General features: G+C 42.8%; 19 protein-coding genes. 8 read left to right on the top strand and 11 right to left on the bottom strand.

The annotated features are described in order from the left end of the window. Positions 1 to 441: 441 nt before the first annotated feature. Genes D464_RS0103255 through D464_RS0103245 form a run of 3 tightly spaced genes read left to right on the top strand, consistent with a single transcriptional unit; the run spans position 442 to position 3,027 of the window. Positions 442 to 1,359 carry a DMT family transporter gene (locus D464_RS0103255; protein ID WP_018910128.1) on the top strand — a complete coding sequence of 306 codons (918 nt, stop codon included), beginning with the start codon at positions 442 to 444 and terminating at the stop codon, positions 1,357 to 1,359. A 13-nt stretch (positions 1,360 to 1,372) separates the two neighbouring features. Further along, positions 1,373 to 2,242, top strand: a complete 870-nt coding sequence (locus D464_RS0103250) for a DMT family transporter (RefSeq protein ID WP_154649578.1) — start codon at positions 1,373 to 1,375, stop codon at positions 2,240 to 2,242. A gap of 29 nt (positions 2,243 to 2,271) precedes the next feature. Continuing rightward, the gene (locus D464_RS0103245; protein ID WP_018910126.1) at positions 2,272 to 3,027 is read left to right on the top strand and encodes an SDR family oxidoreductase; all 756 of its coding nucleotides are present in this window, start codon (positions 2,272 to 2,274) and stop codon (positions 3,025 to 3,027) included. A gap of 27 nt (positions 3,028 to 3,054) precedes the next feature. On the opposite strand, the gene D464_RS0103240 is transcribed toward D464_RS0103245, so the two are convergent. Then, complete coding sequence (locus tag D464_RS0103240) at positions 3,055 to 3,546, bottom strand: DUF4112 domain-containing protein (protein WP_024985728.1); 492 nt, start codon at positions 3,544 to 3,546, stop codon at positions 3,055 to 3,057. 264 nt (positions 3,547 to 3,810) lie between these two features. Between D464_RS0103240 and D464_RS0103235 the strand changes: the two genes are divergently transcribed. Then, a complete protein-coding gene (locus D464_RS0103235) occupies positions 3,811 to 4,413 on the top strand; it encodes a DUF4890 domain-containing protein (protein ID WP_238309052.1) in 603 nt (200 codons plus the stop codon). Positions 4,414 to 4,516: 103 nt separating this feature from the next. On the opposite strand, the gene D464_RS0103230 is transcribed toward D464_RS0103235, so the two are convergent. The 5 genes from D464_RS0103230 to D464_RS0103210 all read right to left on the bottom strand — a co-directional run bounded on the left by D464_RS0103230 (position 4,517) and on the right by D464_RS0103210 (position 12,100). Further along, positions 4,517 to 5,002: a dihydrofolate reductase gene (locus tag D464_RS0103230; protein ID WP_018910123.1), complete on the bottom strand. Its 486-nt coding sequence runs from the start codon at positions 5,000 to 5,002 to the stop codon at positions 4,517 to 4,519. Positions 5,003 to 5,007: 5 nt separating this feature from the next. Next, positions 5,008 to 5,802 (bottom strand): thymidylate synthase, encoded by a 795-nt coding sequence (locus D464_RS0103225; RefSeq protein ID WP_018910122.1) that lies wholly within the window; start codon positions 5,800 to 5,802, stop codon positions 5,008 to 5,010. Between the two features lie 12 nt (positions 5,803 to 5,814). Further along, positions 5,815 to 7,212 carry a methyltransferase RsmF C-terminal domain-like protein gene (locus tag D464_RS0103220; protein ID WP_024985727.1) on the bottom strand — a complete coding sequence of 466 codons (1,398 nt, stop codon included), beginning with the start codon at positions 7,210 to 7,212 and terminating at the stop codon, positions 5,815 to 5,817. Positions 7,213 to 7,247: 35 nt separating this feature from the next. Then, the gene (gene porE / locus D464_RS0103215) at positions 7,248 to 9,335 is read right to left on the bottom strand and encodes a PorE family type IX secretion system protein (RefSeq protein ID WP_018910120.1); all 2,088 of its coding nucleotides are present in this window, start codon (positions 9,333 to 9,335) and stop codon (positions 7,248 to 7,250) included. 101 nt (positions 9,336 to 9,436) lie between these two features. Then, a complete protein-coding gene (locus tag D464_RS0103210; RefSeq protein WP_018910119.1) occupies positions 9,437 to 12,100 on the bottom strand; it encodes an endonuclease MutS2 in 2,664 nt (887 codons plus the stop codon). Positions 12,101 to 12,275: 175 nt separating this feature from the next. On the opposite strand from D464_RS0103210, the gene D464_RS0103200 reads away from it, so the two are divergent. Continuing rightward, positions 12,276 to 14,291, top strand: coding sequence for a TonB-dependent receptor plug domain-containing protein (locus D464_RS0103200; RefSeq protein WP_018910117.1), 2,016 nt, complete (start codon positions 12,276 to 12,278; stop codon positions 14,289 to 14,291). A gap of 41 nt (positions 14,292 to 14,332) precedes the next feature. Here D464_RS0103200 and D464_RS0103195 read toward each other — a convergent pair whose 3' ends face one another. The 4 genes from D464_RS0103195 to D464_RS0103180 form a co-directional block, all read right to left on the bottom strand. Next, positions 14,333 to 14,965 carry a cation diffusion facilitator family transporter gene (locus D464_RS0103195; protein WP_004382100.1) on the bottom strand — a complete coding sequence of 211 codons (633 nt, stop codon included), beginning with the start codon at positions 14,963 to 14,965 and terminating at the stop codon, positions 14,333 to 14,335. Further along, complete coding sequence (locus tag D464_RS0103190; protein ID WP_018910116.1) at positions 14,965 to 15,756, bottom strand: Cof-type HAD-IIB family hydrolase; 792 nt, start codon at positions 15,754 to 15,756, stop codon at positions 14,965 to 14,967. Before D464_RS0103190 ends, D464_RS0103195 begins: the two co-directional genes overlap by 1 nt. Before the next feature lie 531 nt (positions 15,757 to 16,287). Continuing rightward, entirely contained in the window at positions 16,288 to 16,833 is a 546-nt protein-coding gene (locus D464_RS0103185) for a hypothetical protein (protein WP_018910115.1), read from the bottom strand. A gap of 63 nt (positions 16,834 to 16,896) precedes the next feature. Then, on the bottom strand, positions 16,897 to 19,608 hold the full coding sequence (locus D464_RS0103180) for a thiol protease/hemagglutinin PrtT (RefSeq protein WP_018910114.1): 2,712 nt from the start codon (positions 19,606 to 19,608) through the stop codon (positions 16,897 to 16,899). 734 nt (positions 19,609 to 20,342) lie between these two features. On the opposite strand from D464_RS0103180, the gene D464_RS0103170 reads away from it, so the two are divergent. Beyond that, positions 20,343 to 21,152: a hypothetical protein gene (locus D464_RS0103170; protein ID WP_018910112.1), complete on the top strand. Its 810-nt coding sequence runs from the start codon at positions 20,343 to 20,345 to the stop codon at positions 21,150 to 21,152. Between the two features lie 782 nt (positions 21,153 to 21,934). On the opposite strand, the gene D464_RS0103150 is transcribed toward D464_RS0103170, so the two are convergent. Then, positions 21,935 to 22,549: a DNA alkylation repair protein gene (locus D464_RS0103150; RefSeq protein ID WP_024985725.1), complete on the bottom strand. Its 615-nt coding sequence runs from the start codon at positions 22,547 to 22,549 to the stop codon at positions 21,935 to 21,937. 1,132 nt (positions 22,550 to 23,681) lie between these two features. Between D464_RS0103150 and cmk the strand changes: the two genes are divergently transcribed. Together cmk and D464_RS0103140 are read left to right on the top strand one after the other, a co-directional pair. Further along, positions 23,682 to 24,374, top strand: coding sequence for a (d)CMP kinase (cmk, locus tag D464_RS0103145; RefSeq protein ID WP_018910108.1), 693 nt, complete (start codon positions 23,682 to 23,684; stop codon positions 24,372 to 24,374). A gap of 191 nt (positions 24,375 to 24,565) precedes the next feature. Continuing rightward, positions 24,566 to 25,339, top strand: coding sequence for a polysaccharide biosynthesis/export family protein (locus D464_RS0103140; RefSeq protein WP_018910107.1), 774 nt, complete (start codon positions 24,566 to 24,568; stop codon positions 25,337 to 25,339). Positions 25,340 to 25,410 lie beyond the last annotated feature (71 nt).

The raw sequence follows: 25,410 nt of genomic DNA, 5'->3' as shown, positions 1-25,410 counted from the left end.
TCGTGAATACTTTAAGTGTAAGTAGTTAATAATCAAAAAGAATACTCAAAGTGAGGACAGATGCCCTCGTCTTTCCGCTTCTCAACATGGTTTTAAGACAAAATGACATAAGGACATATTGTCCTAATGACATATTCTTTCTATCAAAAATATCCAACTTGGGCGGACAGACGAGGGCGTCTGTCCCTACTTTGGGGTATCCTCTTGATTTGAAGAGGGCGTTTCCTTGATTCAAAGAGAGGCTTTCTTCACATCGAAGAAACGCCCTCTTCAAATGGAGAAGGGCGTCTCTTTCTTTGTCACCTTTGGTTCGGTGCTATTAGATGAGTGCTTTTTACTCCCATTCCAATACATCTTTTCTTATCCTTTCATTAGCCTCTTTGCAATAAAATGAGTACTTTTGCAAGTGTAAACGATTATCTAAAACATACACAATAAGTAGTGAATACATCCTCAAACATCAAGGGTTACGGTTATGCCAGTCTGTCTGCTATCACCTTCGGAACTATCCCCCTGTTCTCCATTCCAGTGATGGAAGCAGGAATGGAGTTGCCTTCTGTACTCATTTATCGCTTCGCCTTCGGCTGTTTGTTTATGATGGGCTTCCTTCTTTGGAGGCGTCAGAACTTGCACTTGAGATGGGGAGATGGATTGCGATTAGCATTCCTTTCACTGATGTATTCAGTATCTGCTGTGGCACTGTTCAGTAGTTATGAGTATATGCCGGGAGGCGTTGCTACAACCTTACTGTTCTCTTATCCCGTTTGGACAGAGGTTCTTCTCATCCTCTTCTACCATGAGAAAGTGACGTTAAGGATCGTCTCTGCCATCGTTCTGGCTATCCTTGGCGTGTTCTTTCTGGGTGGTATTGGACAAACAGGAAATGTTAAGTCGATGTTAGGCGTTGTCCTTGCTATGTCGTCCGGATTGCTTTATGCCATCTACATGGTTATCTTTCCACACATGCGCGTTAGTAAGTTACCGGCGTTGAAGGTGAATTTTTACATCTTCTTCATCGCTATGCTCTTCTTGATGTTGTACTCATCTTTTACCACGGGAGGCGTGCAGAAGATAACAGATATCAGTTCGCTGCTTTCATTGATATTACTCGGTCTCGTACCAACTACTATCAGTAACGTTACTCTCGTTCGATCCTTAACCTTGATCGATTCGGCCAGTGTCGCCATACTTGGGGCTTTCGAGCCCTTGACAGCCATGACTATCGGCATCGCACTGATGGGCGAACCGCTCACTACAACAGTAGTGATAGGTTCCGTACTCATCATTAGTTCGGTGCTAATACTCATCACTAAAGGGCGCAAGATAGCCAATCCTTTACACAAATACTTCACCACGTAGACTATACATGATTATGAACCAGAAGCTTTTATGGCACTTAATAGCAGTGGGAGCGGTCGCTGTTTGGGGCACAACCTTTGTAAATACTAAGGTCTTGTATAATAGTGGTCTCACCCCTTCGGAGATATTCTTTCTGCGATTCCTTATCGCTTATGTCGCTATTTGGTTTATCTCTCCTCGAAAGCTATTCGCCGATAGCTGGCGCGATGAAGGGCTCATGCTCTTACTCGGAATAACGGGTGGTTCGCTCTTCTTTGTCGCTGAGAACTCTGCCGTCGGACTAACTTATGTGAACAACGTAAGCTTTATTACGTCTACTTCTCCACTAATAACTGTGATCCTCGGGATCGTCTTCGTGAAGAGCATTAAAGCAACTTGGACGTTGATAACGGGCTCGTTAATAGCCCTTCTGGGTGTAGGAATAGTGATCTTCAATGGTAGTTTTATCCTGCATCTGAACCCTTGGGGCGACCTCTTGGCACTGCTTACTGCGGTGTGTTGGGCGGTCTATTCGATATTGATGAAGGCTGTTTCAAGCAAGTATTCAGCCGTGTTCATCACCCGTAAAATATTCTTTTATGGACTCGTGACAGTGCTCCCGATGTTCCTAATCGATCCATGGACAGCAACGTTCTCTATGCTTATGACACCCAAAGTGGTGCTCAATCTCTTGTTCTTAGGACTAATTGCTTCGTTCTTATGCTTCGCTTTGTGGACGGTTGTCATTGCACGACTTGGAGTGATGACAGCGTCTAACTATCAATATCTGAACCCAATAACAACAGTCGTGGCAAGTGCTATCTTCCTAAGTGAACCTATGACGGCAATAGCCTACATGGGTAGTGCCTTGATCTTAATTGGGGTTGCGGTGTCAAACAAATAACCGATGATAACGTCTTAATAAACAAATATATGAAGAAAACAGTATTAGTAACTGGAGCAACAAGTGGTATCGGTGAGGCTTGTGCCCATCGGTTTGCTCAAGGTGGGTATAACGTGATTATCACAGGCAGAAGAGCACCTCTTCTTGCCGAACTAAGGAAGAAACTGGAGGCAGAAGGAGCAAAAGTTCTTGCCTTGGCATTTGATGTTAGGAACCGAGCAGCTGCCACGAAAGCTATTGAGAGTCTATCGGATGAATGGCAACAGATTGATGTCTTGATTAATAATGCGGGCTTGGCTCTTGGCTTGGAACCTGCTTATGAAGGGCGTTGGGACGATTGGGAGACTATGATTGATACGAATATTAAGGGCTTACTGACCATGACTCGCCTCGTTACCCCACGTATGGTGCAACGCAATAGCGGACACATTATTAATATAGGGTCGGTTGCTGGCGATGCAGCCTATGCTAACGGGAATGTCTATTGTGCAACGAAAGCAGCAGTGAAAACCTTCACTGATGGATTAAGGATAGACCTTGCTTCAACCAATATACGTGTTACGAATATCAAACCGGGACTTGTAGAGACCCACTTCTCAAATGTTCGTTTCCATGGAGATGACGCTCGTGCGGATGGAGTATATAGAGGTATTCAACCCCTAACAGGGGCTGATATTGCTGATGTGGCATACTATGCTGCATCGGCTCCAGCACATGTGCAAGTGGCAGAAGTATTAGTTCTTGCCACGCATCAAGGCAGTGGTAGTGTGATACATCGTGATTGATTCCGAAACAATCTTTCGTCTTATCGGCTAAAACAAAGAGCCGATAAGATGAATAAGCCACGTGGTCAGACTTACAAGAAGGACTATCATCGCAATGATCAAGACGATCATTAATACAATGAGAAGGACACTTTGTACAGCTTTGCGGTTCACATCGCGTATCACCTCTTTGTCTCCTTCAACGAAGCCACGCACAAGTTGCATGTTTTCTCGGTTCGCCTTATGGAAGAAGTCGATGACATCTCCGATATAAAAAGGTATCAGTCCGAGCAGAACATCACGCAAACTATTATTGATAATGGCTAAGGCAAGAGGAATACTACGTATCTTTACGAAGGCAAACCATACATAGAGTAGGGCGAAGAGAGCCGAAAGGATATCGCCAATACCATAGGGAAGAAGACCGAGAATACCGTCTAAGTAATAGTCATCCATAACTCTTTGCGTTTGCTCCATAGCCTTATAAACATTGCTATCATTCATCCGCTCTTGTGCTTTCAATCTATTTGCTTCTTTCATAAAATTACCCTTCTCTGTATTAAAAGATAATAAGTACAACCAGACTTGATTGTGGGCGCAAAGATACAACATATATATCATACATGAGAAAAGGGCTTTCATTAATAATTATTAAAAAGCCTCTTTCACGACTAATAATACTTATCTGTAATTTGTACAAATCCCTTTTGTATTGTATCTTTGCATTCGTTCAAACACATAGGCAAGTTAATTAAATTGTTTGTGGGGCTTGAACGATATAGTAATAACAAATAAAAGATTTATATGAAACGTATAACATTATCACTGATTGCAGTTTGCTTAATGTCATCAATGGCGTTATCTGCAAAGGATGTAAACGCTATCAATGCTAACGAAATAGCATGGGTTCAACAAAAAGGTGGCTGTTATAAGCACACTGCAACACCACAGCATGTAACAGATAAGATGGTTAGCAAGTTGGGACTTAACGCTAAGCAAGCTAAGAAACTATTGCAACTTAATGAGAAATATGCTGATCTTTTTGTAAAGAATAGCGGTTGTAATAATTCCGAGAGACAGTCTTGTGGGATGAAAGGTAGCTGTGAAAAGCCATGTGATACAGCTGAACAGAAATGCGAGAAAGCCGAGAATAAGAGTTGTTGCAGTGCTGCTGGAAAAGGAAATTGTACATCTGGTTGCAAGAAGGAGTGTACAAATGAGTGTAATAAGGAGGCTAAGTCTGATTGCAAGAGTGGTTCAACAGCATGTAAAAGAAACGATAAGCAATGTCAGTCAGGAGCGCAAGAATGTAAGAAAGATAAGCCTTGTGAGAAACGTACAGCATACAACGCTGAGTTGAAGAAGATTCTCACTAAGGCTCAGTTTGATAAATACATGAGACGTTAAAGATACACCCCTTTCATAATACTAGATTATTGGTGCGTTGGTCAGGACACTCGATTGTCCGAGCTTTCGCACCTTTTTCGTATGTAGGAAGTAGCTTTTAAAACTACTTCCGAACGTAATTTACAAATGAATAGGGTGGGGTTTCATCCGTAGCGGGATGCTCCTCACGGGATTCAACACGCCAAGTACCATCGTTATAAGGTGGAAAGAAGACATCAGCCTGTGCTGGGGTATCAGCAATCTCGGTAAGATATAAACGATTGGCAATGCCTAATGCCTCCTTATATAAGCTAGCGCCACCAATGATAAAGGCCTGTTCGTCAGCATGAATATGGCGCATTGCCTCATCTAAAGAAGGATAGACTTCACAACCCTTAAAGTCCTTCTCCGTCCGACTCAATACAATGTTTCTTCTGTTAGGGAGTGCTCCCTTGGGTAGAGAATGGAATGTTTTACGCCCCATGATAACGGTATGTCCCGTCGTTAACTGCTTGAATCTCTTTAGGTCCTCATGTATGAAGTAGACCATATTATTTCGATATCCAATAGCGCGATTAGCCGCTACTGCTGCTATAATATTTAGTTCCATAAGCGTTAGACAGCCACTTCTGCTGATATATGAGGGTATGGGTTATAATCTATGAGTTCGAAGTCTTCGTACTTAAAGGCGAACAGATCCTTCACATCAGGGTTGATCTTCATCTTCGGAAGAGGGCGAGGTGTACGCGTGAGTTGTAGTTTTGCCTGCTCGAGATGATTGCTGTATAGATGCGTATCACCCGTTGTGTGGATAAATTCCCCAGCCTCTAATCCTGTCACTTGAGCCATCATCTGCAAGAGAAGAGCATAAGAGGCAATATTAAACGGAACGCCGAGGAAAGTATCTGCCGATCGCTGATAAAGCTGCAAAGAAAGGCGTCCGTCAGCCACATAAAACTGAAAGAGACAATGGCAAGGGGGTAATGCCATCTCATCAACCTCGGCTGGGTTCCATGCCGTAACAAGCATGCGGCGAGAGTTAGGATTATGCTTTATCTGATCGAGAACATTGGCTATCTGGTCAATAGTTCCGCCTTTGTAATCAGGCCAAGAACGCCACTGATGACCGTAGACAGGTCCTAAGTCGCCATGCTCATCAGCCCATTCATTCCATATCCGAACGCCATGCTCTTGTAGATAATGTATATTGGTATCACCGCGAAGGAACCATAGTAACTCATAAATAATACTCTTCAAATGGAGCTTCTTAGTGGTTAGTAATGGGAAACCATCACGTAGATTGAAGCGCATCTGATTACCAAATACGGATAGAGTACCCGTCCCCGTGCGGTCGCCTTTATGCACTCCTTCATTGAGAATGCGGCTTAGTAAGTCTAAATACTGTTGCATGTTATGGATGTGTTATTGTTTATTTGTTTCTGTAATGACCTTTACCTCTTGGGGAATATATCCGCTTTTGATCCTCCACTCCTGTGGGTAAAGGTTGTTGGCGCGGTTCCCTAAGTTCTTTGCAAAGCCTAGTTTATGGTGCTTATAGGTAAGGAGGACAATGCCACGAGGCACTTCGCTTCCGAGTGTGATGGCTTCATGTCGAAGATAGCTAATGGCAGTGGGGCAGTCAACCTCTATATTGGGATAAATGGAAGTATCGCCTGTTATCGAAAGAGCCAATGTATGGTCTGGAATGATGGTCTTGCCCTTCTGTATTCCTGCCTTTACTCCGTAACTAAGGATGCGAAGCCGTTTTCTTGCTTCAGCAACGGCTTTTGAGGGGTCAAGAGCTACTTCTTTTTGTAAGTTTTCATCCTCTCCTCGTTTGCGAATGACCGCCATGAAGAGCCCTTCACCACGTGTTTTACCAGGGATGAAACGATAAACAGGGAAGTTAGAAGCCGTTTTTGAAGGATTACCAATCAGTGAACCGGTGATGTTCCAAGCCTCTTCTGTTGGCACAGGGAGCAACTCTGCACCATATTCTTCAAGTATCCACGCCACGTTCTCTTCGTCTTCATGGGCATTGAAAGTGCATGTGGAGTAAATGAGGAGACCGCCCGGTTTGAGGTTATCCCATATATCTGAGATAATACTACGCTGTAGTTTCCAACAGTTCTCAACGTTCGCCGCGCTCCATTCTGCAATAGCTTGCGGGTCTTTACGGAACATCCCTTCCCCCGAACAAGGCACATCTGCGATGATAACATCGAATGTTAGTTTCGTTTTCTGGTACTCCCTTGGGTAGTTGTTGGTGACTATTACATCCGAATGACCGTACTTCTGTACATTTTCAGCAAGTATCTGGGCACGTTTGGGGATAGGTTCATTGCTAAAGAGAAACGATCCTTGGGGTAGGGAAGAGCGTGCGCAAGTGGTCTTCCCACCAGGTGCTGCACAGAGATCAAGTGCCATTACGGGGTGTTTCACATAATGACGAAGTACGTGAGAGAGGAACATTGACGATGCATCCTGCACATAGTAAACACCTGCGTGGAGCATGGGATCAAAGGTAAAGTTTGGTCGTTCTGCCAGCCAAAAGCCCTCTTTGCACCATGGAATGGGTTCGGGATGAAGATTAGGGTTCACTTCCTCCATTGCAGATAGCTTATAGCTGTTCAGTCGAATACTGGTTGGTACAGGTTCGGTAAGCCCTTTGAGGAACACATCAAACAATTCCTCCCCAAAGAGTTTACGGGTATAGTCGACAAAAGCAGGGGGTAACGTGGGGGCATTCTCCACCTTATATATAATAGGGCGAGCGTCTATCTGTTCCACTGCCTGCCGTTGATTCTTATCTTTTACCATATCATTACACATCAAACTATCGGGCGATAAATAGCCTATTCGATGAATATTTCATATTCATCATCGCTCTTCTGCGTTGTTTTCGGCTTCGGTTTCTGTTTCAAATTGCCCTTTTCATCAAACATGCCATAGGTAGTTCGAAGAACAATAAACTCTGTTCTACGATTGAGTTGATTGCATATCTCTTGTTTATCCTTTGGTAGTTTCTTGATGAAGTCTTCGGTCAGAACATCGTTTTCCTTCAGCCAGTTGTACTTCTCCGTAAGCTTCTTTCTGATCTTTTTAGGGCGTTCCTTACCATAACCAACAGGTGTCAAGCGGTCTTGCGCAATCCCATGTGCGGTGAGATAAGCCACTACTGCATCCGCACGACGCTGTGACAAGCGTTTGTTGTAATCGGCAGATCCGATGCAATCAGTGTGTGCTGAGAGTTCAATCGTTACGTTTGGATTCTCGTTAAGGAGCTTAACGAGATCGTCCAAAGCCTTTTCGGACTCTGGTCGGAGCGTCGCTTTGTCAAAGTCATAGAAGATGTTATCAATCAAGACAGGTACGTTAATGCCGGCAAGAGGGAACTGGAGCGTGTACTCCTTAGACTCCCCAATAGGCGAAACGCGTATATCTTCCTTATGATTCAAATATCCTTTGCAGGTTGCAAGTAGCACGTAATTGACGCCCGGACGTATCTCCTGTTCAAAAGAACCATCTCCCTTGACAGCCAACTTCTTGTTAGTTCCATCGTCACCAACCATGAATACCTGTGCAGCAGGCAGTTCGTAACCATCCATCTCATATACCCATCCCTTGATAGTCTGTATCACTTCGGGGAGTTCAAAGCTATAAATATGATCCCAACCACGCCCATCGTTACGATTAGAAGAGAAGTATCCGCGGTTGTATCGACCCTCGAATGTCATACCAAAGTCGTCTCCCTGTGAATTAAGAGGGTACCCCGGATGCTCTAAATGATAGTGGTGGTCGTTGCCAACCTTTGCTATATAGATGTCTAAACCGCCCATTCCTCCATGTCCATTACTAGAGAAGTAGAGGTCACCATTGGGTCGGAAGGTTGGGAACTCTTCGTCTCCAGAGGTATTGATAGGCTCTCCGAGGTTCTCTACACCACCAGTGGTTCCTCCGCTAAGACGCACTCTCCAGATGTCAAGACCACCTTTTCCGCCTGGCATGTCACTGGTGAAATAAAGCCAATTACCATCTGGTGAGAGGGCAGGATGTGCAAAACTCGATAGCGAGTCACGACTGATTTCTAACTTAGTAGCCTTACTCCACGCAGCATCCGTGCGGTTACTCACGGCAATCTGGGCATAACGAGGATAAGTAGGATCCGTTAAGCATTGTGTAATATACATCTCTCTGCCATCCACAGAGAATGCTGGTGTACCTTCATCAGCGTCTGTGTTGAGTCCAGAAGCTATATCCTGAGGTACGCTCCACTTGCCTTTGTCGTCCTTTTCACTTATGAAGATGTCACCCGCCTTAGCACCAGTAATACCGCTGATATCGTCTCCTTGCGCATCATTACGGGTCGAGGTGAAATAGAGCTGATCGAACTTGTCGCCATAAAGCATTGGTGAGTAATCCTGCCGACGAGAGTTGAATACATCCATCCGCTTGACTATGTACTTCGAACCCAACTCTTTCGCTTGTGTTGCCAAAGTAGCAGCTTCAAGGCTCTGAATGATGAGTTGGTTGCCAGGTAACGAATCCAAAGCTATTTGATATTCCTTTATAGCATCCTTGTAACTACCATTCTTCATCAGATTGTCAGCCAGCTTCTTATGCGTTTCACCATTATCTAGTTTATAACGGATGATATTTCGGTAGGCAGCTATCGCACTTTGATAAGACGAAATGCGGTCATAACACGCTGCTAACTTTGTTGCGATGAGTCCACGTTGCCGTCTTTCCTTAGGTGGGGTGCGCTGATAAGCAGTCTTAAACTGTGTTGCGGCATTATAATACTCACCCATGGAAAGGTACTTATCACCCTTCTTTATATTGCGATCAGCGCCACATGAGCTAAGAATCAATAGAATACTGATTGCCAGGACAACGCTTTTTCGTCGTGTACCAAAGATATGTAAAAGTCTTAGATAACCCATATTATCATATAAACGTACATCTGTTTTTATTATTGCTTGGTACTCGGTGACATTGTGAATACCGATGAATTGTATTATTATATAAGGTGGACTGCACTGCTCTAAAGCTCTACCACGGTGATTCCTGCACCTCCGAATTGTACGTGTTCATCGCGATAATTCGTCACATTAGGCACTGTTTCGAGGTATTGACGTATGAGTTGACGCAAGATACCATTACCTTTTCCATGTAAGATACGCACTTGACTTGCCCCAACGAGGATAGCATCATCGATGAAATGTTGCACTTGATTCAATGCTTCGTCAGCCCTCATACCACGCACATCAAGCTCTTGGTGGAATTGATTACGGTGTTTATCGATGGTTTCACGGGTCTCCCTACTATAATTAAAAGCCTGAAATTGCTTCTGTTCCTGCTGTAGCGTCGCTCCATCCACACACTCTAATCGACTGATAGACATCTTTGTTCGCATACCACCAAAGATGACTGTCGCCTGTTTCCCATCGATTGCTTCAACCTTACCAACCGATGTCAAGCCTTTGATGCGCACATTATCACCAACCATGATAACGCCTCCGCTTTGCTGTTTACGCACTGCATTCTTCAGGGCTTCAGCGGCTGCTTGCTGCTTTTCAGCTTTCGTCTTGAGGTGTTGCTCATGCTTTTCTTTACGCTTCTTAATCTTATTTACTCTCTTTTGGAAGTCCTCATCAGAAAGCAAACCGCCATTTTTAAGATTATTCTTATTCGACTTGTCAGATGCTTTCGACCGATCTTCCTCTATCAAACCAGCCTCATATTGCGCCAGTTCCTGGCGTATCCTCTTTGTTTCCTCCTTCTCTGCTTGCTTCTCTCTTATCGCTTTGATCGCATTCTCAATACGCCTGTTACTCTCTTTGATAAGCTCTTCTGCTTGTCGTTTCGCACGGTTGAGAATATCCTTTCTACTCTGTTCCAAGGCATCAAGCTCACGCTCATATTGAGCAATACTCTTCGATAAGGACTTCTCCTGACTATGTATCATCTGCCTCTTAGCTTCCCAGTATCTTTTGTCCCTAACTATGTCCTGTAAGTACTTATCACTTCGAATGTAATCACTGCCAACGATCGATGAGGCATCCTCGATAACAGCCTCTGGAATACCCGTCTTGCGGGCTATCTCTATTGCAAACGAACTACCGGGTCTACCGATAGCAAGCTGGAATAAAGGTCGCATCTCATGTCTGTCGTAAAGCATGGCACCATTGACTGTACCTGGATGAGCCTCTGCGAAGTGCTTAAGGTTTTGGTAGTGTGTGGTGATAACAGCCCATGCGTGCTTCTCCCAAAACTGCTTTAACACAGCTTCTGCAATAGCCCCTCCAATCTGAGGCTCCGTCCCCGTGCCAAACTCATCAATAAGTATCAAGGTCTTATCAGAGGCCTGTCTCATCATCACCTTCATATTCATCAGGTGTGAAGAATACGTACTCAAGTCATTTTCAATGCTCTGTTCATCGCCTATATCTATCATTATATCGGAGAAGAGACCAGTAGTGGAACGATCGCTAACAGGTATTGATAAGCCACATTGAAGCATATATTGAAGCAAGCCAACTGTCTTCAAACACACTGACTTACCACCTGCGTTTGGGCCCGAGATAACCAACAGGTGCTTGTCTTCCGTTAGCTGAATATCAAGTGGAACAACGCTTGTTGGCACGTTTCCCGTTACATCTTCTTCCTCTGAGATAGTTGTTTCCTCTTCTGCTGATAACGAACGACTTAATCGCTCCTTGCCCTTTCTTTCCAATGAGAGTTGTAATAGTGGGTGTATCGCGCGAATCCAGTCTATATGCGGATCAGCCTTTACCTCTGGTTCAAAAGCCTTGAAGTAACGAGCCAACTCAGCCTTTGCTCTGATGAAGTCGATCGCTGCCATGAGACTATAGGAATCGATGATCTCACGCACATTAGGGCGCATTTTCTTAGCGAAGTCAGTGAGTATTCGGATCATTTCTCGCCGTTCCTCGCTCTCCAACTCACGTATTCTGTTATTCGCCTCAACGACTTCTGTTGGTTCAATATACACCGTTTTACCCGTCGCACTCTCATCATGAACAATGCCAGAGATCTTTCGCTTCAATCCAGGAGCTACTGGTATCACCAGACGACCATCACGTATTGCAGGTGTAACATCCCTTTCCACGAGTCCTTCTCCTTGTGCCGAACGCAAGATACTGTATAGTGTTCGAGATATACTTCCCTCTGTTCTTGCCAACTCCCGACGTATCTGGAGCAATTCAGGTGACGCATTGTCGCGCATCTTACCGAACTTATCTATGATTTGCGAAATGCGTTGTACCAATAGTGGAAAGGTCGCAATCCCATCCGCCAAGTCGTATAAAGCAGGATAAAAGTGCTTTATCTCTCCTTGCTCCGTTGCCTCACCGCGACTCAAAAAAGCAACGATTGCAATGATAGTCTCCAGTGATCTCTTTAGGTCGAAAAGCTCTTCTACCTCCATGTGCGTGCCCTCTAAACGGATGCGGGACACGCTCTCACGCACATCAAAGAAGTTATCAAGTGGGAAATCATCCTGTCCTTCCTGTACACGACGGAACTCCCTTATCTCTTCCAACCACCTGTTTACCTCGTTAACATCGGTTGAGAACGCCATTCCATCTACACGTTCTTTCCCCAAGGGGGACAGACAACGCGCACGAAGCAAGGCTCTCACCTCACTGAAACCAATCTTTTGTTCAAAGTTCTTAGGGTATATCATTGTTGCTTTTTACTTTCTTTTCCATCACAGAAGGCACTTTTCTCACCTTCCACACATTATTACCTGCAAAATTACTAAAATTTACTTGTAACAAAGACATAAATCTTTTGAAGAGCAAAAGGAATCCAATTTTATTTACTATATTTGTCCTGTCAACTACAAACAATGCGCTTGAATGATGAAAAAGATAATACTCTCATACCTTGCACTTCTATTCGCTCTGTCCTTATCAGCGCAGACGAGCAATGCGCTCTATGCCCCTTTCATCCATCAGGCGAATGTATTTCCACAAGAGAAAACCTACGTTTGCACGGATGCTAATTGTTATCAAGCAGGGCAACGAATCTCTTTACGTGTCTTCGTAGTGAATGCGATCACACATCAACCTACTGACATGAGCCAGTATGTATATGTTGAATTGATCAATCCAGAGCGTGTTACCATTCGACGCATCCGCCTTCTGCAAAACCAACAAACGTTTACAGGTTATATTGACATACCCGATAACGCTGCCAAAGGGCGTTATCTCTTGCGCGCCTACACCCGTAATATGACGAATGTAGAGGGCTATGAAAGTACGAAAAGTATTTTTATTGGTGGAACGGGAGAGCTCCTTTCTGCATTTGATGACAATCTCCAAGATAGTATAGAAGTAATTTCTGATAACTACATAACAATCAATAGGTTAAAAGATAAGGTTAGAGTATCAATAAAGGATAGCCTCCTTACTGCTAAAAGAGAACTTTGGTTGTTGGGACACTGCCGTTCCGTACCTTTCTACTTTGCAAAAGTAAGCCCCCATACCGCCCTTGTCTTCCCTCTAAAAGACTTCAATCAAGATGGAGTCCATTCGTTTTTACTATTGGATTCAGACCTTAATAAAATAGATGAGCAACAATGTTTTATTAATCAGAAGAGGGAGTTTTGCAATCTTAAAGTAAGTCTTGATAGTACTTCACAGGCAACGAATGGAACCCTCCCTTGCCTTATTACCGCTCCAGACCTCCATCCCGATGAGACGATGGACGTTGCTGTCCGCCTCGTGAAGAGCCTACCCAAGGAGAATAGGGATGGATATTCTAATATCCTGTCTCACCTCTTGATAGATGAAGACACACGTTACTCCTTAGAGCAACCAGCCTCTTTACTGAACGATCCAAGGCTTGACGGCTTCATAAGAAACCATCTCTGGCAGCGATATAACCTATCGGCTGTCTTGAAGAAACAGTATCAACAACCATTAGTAAAGGTAGAAACGACAGCACAGATACGTGGGAAAGTGGAGACACTCATAGGACACAGACCCATTAAAGGGGGCGTGGTCAATCTCATCTCGCCCAATCGTGGATTCTGCGCAGCCGTTAAAACCGACGAAAAAGGGCAATTCGTATTCGATGGAATGGACTATCCTGATGGCACGCAATACGTACTCAATGCTTTCACGAAGGCTGGTAAAGGATGGGTGAAGCTCTATTTGGATGAGGACAGCTATCCGTCTTTTGCATCTTCATTACCGCCTTTTAAATGGCTTAGCGATAATGATTCTCTTGCCACGGAAGCACCTTTGACGGTCACAGATGGGAGTATTAAGCTGGACGAAATACATGTATTCAGTCACCGACCGAGCTATGCTTCGCGTTCAGATGCATACGCCCGCACAGCCGATTATTCGTTTGGTCTGCGCGACATAGAGGACATTGGTGCCACATGTCTGCATGAGTTGTTGCGGAGAGTGCCCGGTGTAACGGTCGAGTTCGGCAAGTGTTACGTTCGTGGAGCTATGACTATCGAGGGCAGACATCCTGCGGCTATTGCCGTGGATGGTATCTTTGCGAATGAAGACTATGATTTAGACAATATCCAGATGGCTGATGTTGAACGCGTAGATGTGTTTAAGACGGGTTCAACAGTGCTATGGGGAACAGCCGGAGGGATGGGAGTTATCTCTATATCAACTAAGAAGGGGAACTATAATGTGACATCGGTTCCACTCACAAATACCAAGACTTTCACCACTCTTGGCTATCAAACTCCAACGTCTTATACGCCCAATTCGCATACAGCCTATTGGCAACCTGTCATGCGCGGAACGTCTTTTAAGATTGCTCTCCCTGCTCTTTTAGAATCGGGTTACCACCTTATTATAGAGGGAGTAACCAGTGAGGGACGTCTTATTTACTATGTTCGTTGATGATTAATAAGGTTTTGCTCGCCAGTTAAGAAGCCTTTCTATTAACACTTAGTCAATGCTCTACCTGTGTCCCAAAGCAATCGCTTTGCCCAACGGAGCACTACTATCGCACTCACAACGGCTACCAAGGAATCAATCCAAGTGATGTTCCAGAACATTGCACATAGTAAACCAATGATTGCACCAATCTCTGTTAAGGCATCAGAAAGCACGTGGAGATAGGCTGCCCGACTGTTATAATCAGTCGTACCATCGTGTCCGTGGAGCACAGAAGCACTGATGGTATTAGCAATCAAGCCCACGATTGCAGTGCCAAGAGCAAACTCGTAATTGAGTATTCCTACGTGGGAAGAGAGTCGTTCGACAGCTTCGACAATAATAAAAATAGCCATTAAGATAAGGAAGATACCGCTTGTAAAAGCCGATAAATTCAGTATCTTATCCGAGTCGTATAGCCTTGTTCCCTTGCTCTCAAGGTGCCTCACCAATACGTAGGCAGCCCAATTCAAACCGATGACAAGTACATGTGATCCCATGTGAACGCCATCTGCGAAGAGAGCCATCGAGTGGGAGAGGAGTCCAACGACCACTTCTGCCAACATCATAACGAAAGTGAAGACAACAACAAAGGCTGTTCTCTTCTCCTGCGAAGTACGTTCTATCTTATTTGACATTACTCTTCTATTATATTAAAGTGTATGAAGGCGTTGCGGACACCATCCTCATCAACGCTCGTTGTGATATAATCGGCGGCAGCCTGAACATCCTCATTTGCATTGCCCATAGCCACTCCAATGCCTGCTGCATGGAGTATGCTCATGTCGTTTCCACCATCTCCAAAAGCGATACACTCGCTCGGTTCAAGTCCGATATGTGCTGCCAACTTCAAGAGCGCACTCCCCTTATCGGCACCTTTGACGGTGATGTCAGTAAAAAGAGGGTTCCAACGGGCAGAGACACAATGCTTCATGGCGGGCAAAATGATGGCTTCGTCCTCCACACGGAAGAAAGGCGTTAATTGTAAAACAGGCTTATCAAGCATTGGCTCTATGGATTTATGCACATCAATATTCGTCACTTTCAAGCCCTTGACAAACACATCTTCGTAAATCTTAGAGTGGTTGTAGATACCAATATCATCCCTTCCGCACACCACAACAGCGTAATCTCGTTCCTTGGCATCGGCTATCATGAGTCGAACTTCAGCCTCCGGAATAGGCATCAAAGTAATATCTTCATCGCCAATGAACGTTCTTGCACCATTAAAAGTGATGTATCCGTCTATGAGATGACGGATTGCATCGATGTTATTGATGATGGCGACAGGTCGACCTGTTGATATGAAGATCTTTACGCCACGCTCCTTTGCCAGTTCAATAGCCCTTATAGTGGATGGAGGAATTTGGTGAGTAGTGAACGAGACCAACGTCCCGTCAATATCGAAGAATGCTGCTTTGATTGCCATATACCTATTACCTTTTGAACAGCAAAGGTACAAAAAATATTAGGAGATAGTACTATTTGCATGAGAAAACAATATCATAATGTAGGGACAGACACCCTCGTCTGTCCGTAAGTATCTACTCTTTTTGCGGACAGACGAGGGCGTCTGTCCCTACAGGTTTGTATCTTTTCCATTTAAGGAGGGCGTTCCTTTGTATCAAAGAGAGGCTTTCTTCATAGCAAAGAAACGCCCTCTTCGCTTTGAGGAGGGCGTTTCCTTGTTTCGTTTCAGTGGTTTCTACTAACGAGACCTTACCTCGTTATGTGTCATCCTGTCCTTTCCTGGCTACCTTCCGTGAGGCACTCCTCCCCTTAGGGGAGGCTGGGTGGGGGTTCCAACGAGGGCATCCGTCCCTACATCGTGGTACTCTATTGCACTGAACAAATAACCTGTCTACTTGTCAACCTATCCACTCGTCAACTCTACCTAATCATAATTTTGAATTGTGAACTTTGAATTTTGAATTAAAGAGGGGCTTGGGGAGGCTTCTATTTACATCTTCCTCATGTGATACCCCATACGCTTCAACTGCACAGCAGCACCCATATAATAAAGTTGATGGAGTGCAGCTACGTATGAGTGGAAGGCTTCTGGACTGCCAGGAGCTAATCCGAGGTGATGGAGAAGGTTGTTCGTTCGAGCTGCACACTCTCCCACGATGGTTGTTAGTTGCTGATGGTCTTCGGCAGAAAGGAGTAAGACTTTCTCACAAATATAGTCGTCCATGTGGTCATAATCAATACGATTACGAAGATGGGTGTAGAGGTTTTCCACCTTATTATATAGTTCCCAATCTTCATCCCAATACTTGGCAATCGCCATACCAACATACATCATCCAACCTAATGATACGGTGGGATAAGCCGAAAACTCCTTTATTCCATCAGGAAGATAGGCTTCGGCAATCCCCTGCCACTTCTCTTCAATATCTGGTGCATTGGGTAACATCTCATCCACAAGACCATGTTCTTGCAGATAGTTTACCAAATCACTCTTGAACTTCTCTTCGTTTGGATATTGCAAATCTGTCGTTTCCATTATTCTTATTGTTTGATGTGAAAGGTTGTCAATGGCTTTGACATGGGACTTATAAGGCTTTGTTTAATTGCCAAGCAGCTTCTTAGTGTAATAGCCCTTATCGGTTGTAACCTTTATAATATAGGCTGATGGAGCTAATGGGAAAGCGATTCTATTGCTTCCAGCAACCGCTTTATGAAGGAGAGGTAAGCCATTCATCGTGTAGATGTCAACGTATTTCAAGCCTGTTTGAATTATCTCCAACTGACCGTCCACATATCTCATTTGACTGGTTGTATGCAGTTCGTCAATAGCATTAGGCACATCATTATTAGGTCCATTGATGATTGAGACGAGTAGGGGAGTAGCCTTCCTTGGCAATAAATCCTGCTCTTCTCCATCAATATTGGCGATGAGTGCTAAGCGATATAGATGATGATTAATGAGTTTTATGTCGCTTGCTTTCAGCCATCCACTTGTAATGGTAACGCCATCGGAAGCCTTAGCAAGGTTGATTGTCTTCGGATAGCTGGGCAAGGAAATACGCTCATTTGTCTTGGTATCTACAAGCGTTAAGGTGATAGATCCATTGTAATCAACGTTTTTATTGGCGTAGATAACACATCCAACTTTGATGAGTCCCTCTCGTTTCACATCTATATTAAGCCCCTCGATAGACTCTTCTGCATTATTTTGGACGAATCCGACCACACCAGAAAGGAGTTCCTTGGGGCGTTCCACCTTTACAACTTCAACATAACAAGGCTCGTTCTGATTGGCATCACGTACCTGGCACGTTTCATCACTATAGTCGTTAATGATCGTTGCGCGCAGTCGGTAACGTCCAGAAGGGAGGTCATCTGGGAGGGAAAGGGTCAATGTCAAGCGGGTTGCGACAAAGTCTTCAAAGTCGACACTCTTAGTTGTATGCGTATAAACAGACTGGTTGTTAGCATCCAAGAAGTCTAATCGGATCTTACCATCGAAAGGCCTTGCAAAGAGCTTTTTGATGGCAAGATGGAGCTTAGCCTCACTACCTGTCTGTAGCTTATCATCGGTTGTTGGCATCGTAGCAAACTGGAAGGACGCATCCACGGAAGGCTTTTCACGATAGGTGATTTTACCTTCCTTGACCTCAAAAACATAGCGAGGTGCCTTCTTAATCTTTACCCATTTGCCCCATTCGCCATCGTCTTTTCGAGTGCAGGCGATAGGTGAGAGATTGTATAATCCATCGGTGAGTTGGGTTAAATCAATGGTGAAATTGATATCTTGGAAGACGAGTCCTCCGGAAACAATCTTGCCCTCGTTCGCCTTAAAATACTCCTTTGTATAGCCTCCCTTATCGTGAGTATCAGATGGAAAAACAGCTATACTCTTTCCTTTCTCATCGTAGATTCCAATACCAAAGTCGCCTTGGAACGGTGTTGTACTTTGGTTTGTAAAGTTCTTATAAGCTATTTGGCACTTCTCTAAAGCGGTTGGCTCATTACCAACAAAGTGCATATCTGCCTCGCTGTTAAAGGCTATGTTGGGGGCATCCTCACGTAGGTTATAATCAATCTTGGCAACTCCTTCCTTATTGGGGTGGGCTAATATAATGACTAACTGCTTGCCAAAACTCAAGGCTCTACCGCTAAATTCCTTGCCAGAGGTGGTCAGATTCAGTGCTTTCAACGAATAATAGCCATCAGCATTACCGCCCCAACCAAAGTTCATGTGTATCAAGTCGTCACGATCGAAGCCGTCAGCCACCCACGCATGACCGCTTCTGCCACCACCAGGACTACCTGATATGTACAGCGGAAAGCCGTTACGTAATTCGTTCTTAATTATCTCCGTGAAATGGTAAGGACCCTCATCAGCCTTGGTAATTATCGTTGCGTCATAGTTAAAATACTCACGGAGAGCATTCAAGGCATTGCCGTCTTGAGTTCCACTTCCATTAGGGGAATACTGCATGTTAACCGCTATTCCAACGTCACTCATTAGGTGTGCAACGGCATTGGCTTGCGTTTCGTTGTATTGACCATATCGATAGTCATTATCCATATTGAGCCACTGGTAGGTTGATTTGGAGAAGTCTGCAGAACGTTGCTGTTGGTCAATTCTCGTGGTATATGTATGCTGTCCTCTTCCCACGAGTGGCCATTTATGGTAGAACATCACTTGTGCCACAGCCGTAGCAACGCACCCCGTGTAATAACCAGTGTACTTATTATAAGGTTCTTCTTGGCTCCAATGCGAATGGAGGAGGGGCTTCACTTCATTCTTCGAAGCGATAGATTGGGGCACTGCTGCCGCTGTTGATAGCTTCTGATTGCTATTGAGCTCTTTGTAAACTTGGCGGTATTCATGAAGTAAATAAGCTACTTCAGGATTCAAACGGGTTGTATCTATCACTCCTTCATGGCTATAGGCTAACACTTGCCCCATGGCATCATTGCCTGCAACAATTACGAATCCGTTACCTTTGGAATCGTTATATATATAATAAGGTGTAGTTCCTTGCTTCTGAGAGAAGCTCGATTGGGACGCAGAAGAAGTTCTGGTAAGAATCTTCCTCTGTGTCTTTTTGTCTACACGAACATATCTTTTTGCAATCTGGAAAGCCTCTTTAGGAGTAATATTATTGGCATGCACCTCTGTACAAAGCGATAATATCACACAAAGGCAAATGGTAATCAACCTCATAGCTGAATGTCTGCTATCATTTTTATTAGCCTTCATTTGTAACGATAAGTTCATCATCTTGGTTTGTTGGAAAGTCTTTTTAATATTAATAAAATGTATCATCTTGATTCAAAAAAGTTCTATATTTACTTTTAAAGATATGTCATCACCATCTGACAAAAGTATTTTGTTTGCTTTTGAAGACATATTCCATCATCTGACAAAAGTATTTTGTTTGCTTTTGAAGACATGTTTTATCATCTGACAAAAGTATCCTGTTTACTTTTAATAAGATAGCTTTACCATCTGATAAAAGTATTTTGTTTACTTTTAATAAGATGGCTTTACCATCTGATAAAAGCATTTTGTTTACTTTTATAACATAGCTTCACGATCTGACCACAGTTTTTCGTCAGATGACAATAATCTATTTACTTCACTTGGCGGAAACCTTGTGTTAGATATAGAAACGTATCACCTCTGATCAATGGTATAATTAAATCAGCCGCAAAATTACATATTCTTTTTTAAAAAACAGCCCCTTATCCTCAACAATGATTATCCTAAAGTAATAAACAAGGACGTTTTCCACATCTATTTATCATAAGTCTCATTACTTATAAAAGTCTTTCTTTACTAGGAAAAGATTATTTTTTCTTATTGTGATAGTTATTAGGTGTGGATCTACTCCTACATTTAAAGAATTTACAAGAGTCTCTTTTTCATCTTAGAGATAAATCTTTTTTGTGAAAAAGTTTGGAGGTTTACGTTTTAGTCTATACTTTTGCAACCAATATGGAAGGGCTTAGTTCTGTGCAAATATACCCCCAAAAGCAAATTGAAAGAGTAATATATATATGAAGCAAAAAGGACAATCATTATCATTGAAGAATCTTACGAAGAGTAATGTTTGGGACATTCAGGAGAGCGATGTCTTCCGTCTTTGGGCGCAAGCAGAGCGTGATGCAGACCTTAAGGATAACGAGCACCACTACATTGACGTGCTTAAAAGTGCCTTTACAATCGAAGAAGTAAAGGTAGATAAGCCTGAAGTCATAAAGAAGTATGAGGATCGTGGATATCAAGTAGGTACTATTAGACTTGATGAAAGTACTGTTGTTAAGTGGGCATTGAAGAAGAAACCAATCCTCAGAATCACTGATTTAACATGGGAAAATATACATCATATCTCAGCCCAAAAGCTCATCGAAGTGCTGGAACGCAATTTCGGTGGTGGCTGGGAAAGCCTTCCTCAAAGTGTACAGGATATTATCCAGAGTGGTTTCGACATTAGTACAACTACCCTACCTACAGCTCGCCTCAAGAAGCCAGGAGGTTTGTATGACAAGAAGACTTCTGATGGTTTTGAAGTCTTAGAGATTTCAAAAGGTTCATGGACAGAGGCTATCTTTGCCAAAGAGAAGCCTATGGCAACTCTCAATCATATTAAGTTCTCTCAGCCAGAGGAACAAGATGATGATGATGACTTTGATAATTTAGATGATGAGGGGGACTTGCCGAAAGATGAAAAATCATCTGAAGAAGATGATGACGATGGCTTCGATGATGATAAGTTGACGGAGGAAAGTTATCGCACCACTTTCGACACAAATCCAGAAGAGCTAGAAATACAGGCGGAAGAGGTTGGTGATGATGATGACTTTTAGGTCATCTCTTCACCTTGATATATAATATTAAAATGAAAGGAAACCTTGTTGAAGTTAATTCAACAAGGTTTCCTTTCATTTTGCTTGTATGCTTTTTCTTTAATCTTGTTGGCGATCACATCAACTTCAAACCTGTTTCTGAGATGCCCAATGCGCACGTTACATTCTTTTAGTTACGCTTTGCCTTACGAGCAAGAGCCTCACGACGTGCATTCTGAATCTGTAGGAAACGAGCATCTATACTGCTATCGAATTCCTGGTTCATTGCAATTAACTTGTCCATAATCATTTGTTATCTTAAACACAACTTGTTGCAAAGATACACCCTTCCTATTAATTAAGCCAGAAGAAAGTTCTATTTTTTATCCACTTAGATTATATTTTTGATGATAATCAACCTATTTGATTAAAGTCAAGAATACGGCTAAGAATTTAATATTTATACTTTATGGCTTAAAAGTATTATACAATTATCGTACCTTTGCAATGAGTTTCAAGTAGAATTAAGTAATAACCGCAGAGCCAAAGGGGCTTCGCACAAAAGAAGAAAGGACAATATTATGTTGACATTTGGTATTGCAACAATCGTTGCAGCAGTACTTGCAGAGGTCTTGATTGTATCTAAGAAGATAGACCTTGATTAGTAAGAAGGAAAGGAGGAGGAAATTAGTATTCCATTAAGAGACTGTTTGGTAAAATCCAACAGACGGAGATAAATAATTTTAAAAGCCGGTACATTAATCAATGTATCGGCTCTTTCTATTTTTAAACAATATAGGGTTTCAAAGGAGATCAAGGTCGGACAGAGCTTTCTTTGCAATTATCTCCATCTCTTCACTTAATTCACAGAAGTTTAAGACACAGTTAAAAGCAGCATGCTTCAGTGCTAAATTATTACCAGCAAGCGTCGTATGTACCTGATCAAGAAACTCATTAATACCACGCTCGTTAGGTTCCATACCTTTGGCAAACAATCTTGCTAACAACTGATAACCACAAAGTTGATACATATCCTTATCAGATGCTATCCATTGATATGCCAATGAAGGAGCAAAATTAAGATGTTGAAGAAGATTAAAGGCCAATAGCTCTGCCATTTCTTGCGTGTGTAAACGCTCCATCCATACGTCCACAAGATCTTCCGACATTCGTTCAGCAGGCATAATCAGTGTTGCCAGCACTTGACACTCACGTATGTCTTCTTTCCAAAGTTCAATGGCTAAGTCATAATCTTTGCCATATTCTACCGCCATCTTTTGCAGTTCAGGCACAGGGACACCCCAATTTATCTTATAAGAAACCCCTTTCTCGCGCATTGACTGTGAAGCCACACCATTCATCAACAGGCGGAATGATTGTTTTATTTGCTTTAGTTTCTCGTGAATCTGATCAGTTATCATCGTCTTATTATATAATATGTATAGGATTAAACTTTTGTTTGCTTTATCGGAACCAACTTATCATCCCGACTTAAAGGTCTACAAATTTACAAGAAAAAAAACGATAATCATTATCCGACCTTCACATTTTTACACTTCTTCAAATACTTGAGCTATGAGAAGGTTTAGTATTTCCTCCATATTATTTCTTCATTTTTTACGATGTAAAAACAATACTCCCCCACCCCACAAATACATAATTAAGTTTTAAATAGAGTTGCCGTCACTTTTAACATTTGCGACAACTATTTAGTGATCAGCGAATTATAAGAGACGAAGAAGTGACAGGAGTGACAGCAAAAAAATAATTCATCATTATCAAGCCTATATCTCAATAGTGTCCACTAAGAACCATTAACAATCATTGTAATATATAGAACCACAAGTTCTTATACTGATAGACGGGGGATTATGCGTAGTTTCTGTATTCTGTGATAATACTTTACGCACAGAGATAACAACCAGACAATATCCCATTAAGGCACATCCTCTCCTTGGAAGAGGCTTGGAATGGTTTTATCCCTCCGAATGGAAAGAGAAAAGGATAACGTTGTTTACAAACGAAGAGGGCGTTTCCTTGAACTGAAGAAGGCGTCTCCTTGTGCCAAAGAAAGCATCTCTTGGAAATGAAGAAACGCCTTCTTCAAATTGAAAAGGGCGTTTCCTTAATTAAACGATGATGCTACAAAGTAGGGATAGATGCCTTCGTCTATCCGCCCAGATGGGATGTTTGGGGTGAATGGAATATGTTATTAGAATAATATATCCTTATGCTTGCTGTCTGAGAAAATCATCTTGTATCGGACAGATGAGGGCGTCTGTCCCTACTTAAGGAGCCTCACCCCCGCCCCCTCTCCGAATGGAGAGGGGAGTAGATAGTATTGTTTTCCACAGAACAAATAACTCGTTTACTTGTCAACCTGTCCACTCGTCAACTTAAAGTAATCATAATTTTGAATTATGAACTTTGACTTTTGAATTAAAAGATATGTCACTTAATGCCATCAGCATACCACTTTTTTTAGTAACTTTGCACTCACTGCGAAAGAAAGTAGTACAGATCAGACGAAACAAAACACATTTTTAAGAAATGAAAAAAATAACTATTGCCATTGACGGGCACTCCTCTTGTGGGAAAAGCACAATGGCTAAAGACCTCGCAAAGAGGATTGGTTACATCTATGTAGACACTGGAGCGATGTATCGTTCAGTAACTCTCTATGCCTTACGGAAGGGTTTATTCAATGCGAATGGCACCATCAAAGAAGAGGAGTTAAAGGCACAGATGGGGAATATAAAGATTAGTTTCAAGTTGAATAAGGCTACTGGACGCCCTGATACTTACCTTAATGGAGAGAATGTAGAGAACCAGATCCGTACCATGGAGGTGTCTTCACATGTCAGTGTCATCGCCGCATTGCCTTTTGTGCGTGCCGCCCTTGTTGAACAACAACAACAGATGGGAGCAGAGAAAGGAATTGTCATGGATGGAAGAGACATCGGAACGGTGGTCTTCCCCAATGCCGAACTAAAGGTATTTGTCACTGCTTCGCCCGAAGTTCGAGCCCAACGGCGTTACGATGAACTAAAGGCTAAGGGTATGGAGGCTAACTTCGACGATATATTAAAGAATGTTCAAGAACGTGACTACATCGATTCGCACCGTGCCACCTCACCTCTCCGTAAGGCTGAAGGAGCTATCGAATTAGACAACAGCAACATAACGATTGAGCAGCAACAACAATGGCTTTACGATCAATACAGTAAGGCTGCTGCATTGTAAAAAAGATTCTCCTGTGAATAAAGAGATCGACAAAGAAGAGAATAGAAGGGCTATGGAAAGAATGGTATTGATGGTCGGTTTTATTTTATCCATCGCTTAGGAGAAAAAAAGCCATTCGCTTGTAATTCTCGAAAAATAGTCGTATTTTTGCAGAAAAGTATAATTTATAATTGACTTCACGCTATTTTTGAATGAAAAAAATCATCTTATCTCTCATAGTAGTAGCTATGATTATGGCAATGACGGGATGTGGTTCTAGCAAGGGATTCACCTATGTTGAGAACATAGACTCCATTAGTCTTGCTGCTTCAAGAGGTCTATTTGATGCACGTATCATGCCTAAGGACGAATTAACCATCACTGTCAATACAACTAATCCAGAGGCTTCCGCACCCTTTAACTTACAAAGTGGTGAGAAAGCATCAACGGCTTTTAAGGGTTATCTCGTAGACAATTCGGGATTCATCAACTTCCCTGTTGTTGGCAAGGTACATGTTGTTGGCTTAACAAAGACCGAATGCGAGGACTTGATAAAGAGCAAGATTCAACCTTACCTTGCACGTACCGAGAACCCTGTTGTATCGGTTCGTATGAGTAGTTATCACATCACTGTCTTGGGTGAAGTAGGTAAGCCTGGTGTCATTCCAGTATCTACTGAGAAGATTAGCGTTCTAGAGGCTATCGCACAGGCAGGCGACTTGGGCGTATATGGCAAGCGTAATAACATATTGTTGATACGTGAGGATGCACATGGAGAAAAGCATGCCGTGCGTATGAATCTGAATGATGCTAACATCATCAACTCACCTTATTATTATCTACAACAGAATGATGTGCTATACGTTCAACCGAACTCTGTAAAGGCAAAGACGTCTAGTATTGGTAGTTCCACTACCATTTGGTTCTCTTTCATAGGTATCGTTACGTCAGTAGCTTCGCTATTGGTTAACGTGTTGAGAAAGTAAGATTCTATCCTTAAATGAGGACTGTTGTCTTCATTATAAAGGCAAATACATAAAATGAGAACATTCTTTGA

The organism is Prevotella veroralis DSM 19559 = JCM 6290 (assembly GCF_000377625.1).
GTDB classification, from domain to species: Bacteria; Bacteroidota; Bacteroidia; order Bacteroidales; family Bacteroidaceae; genus Prevotella; species Prevotella veroralis.
Note: the sequence above shows the minus strand (reverse complement) of the source record. Positions and strands in the feature narration are given on the sequence as shown.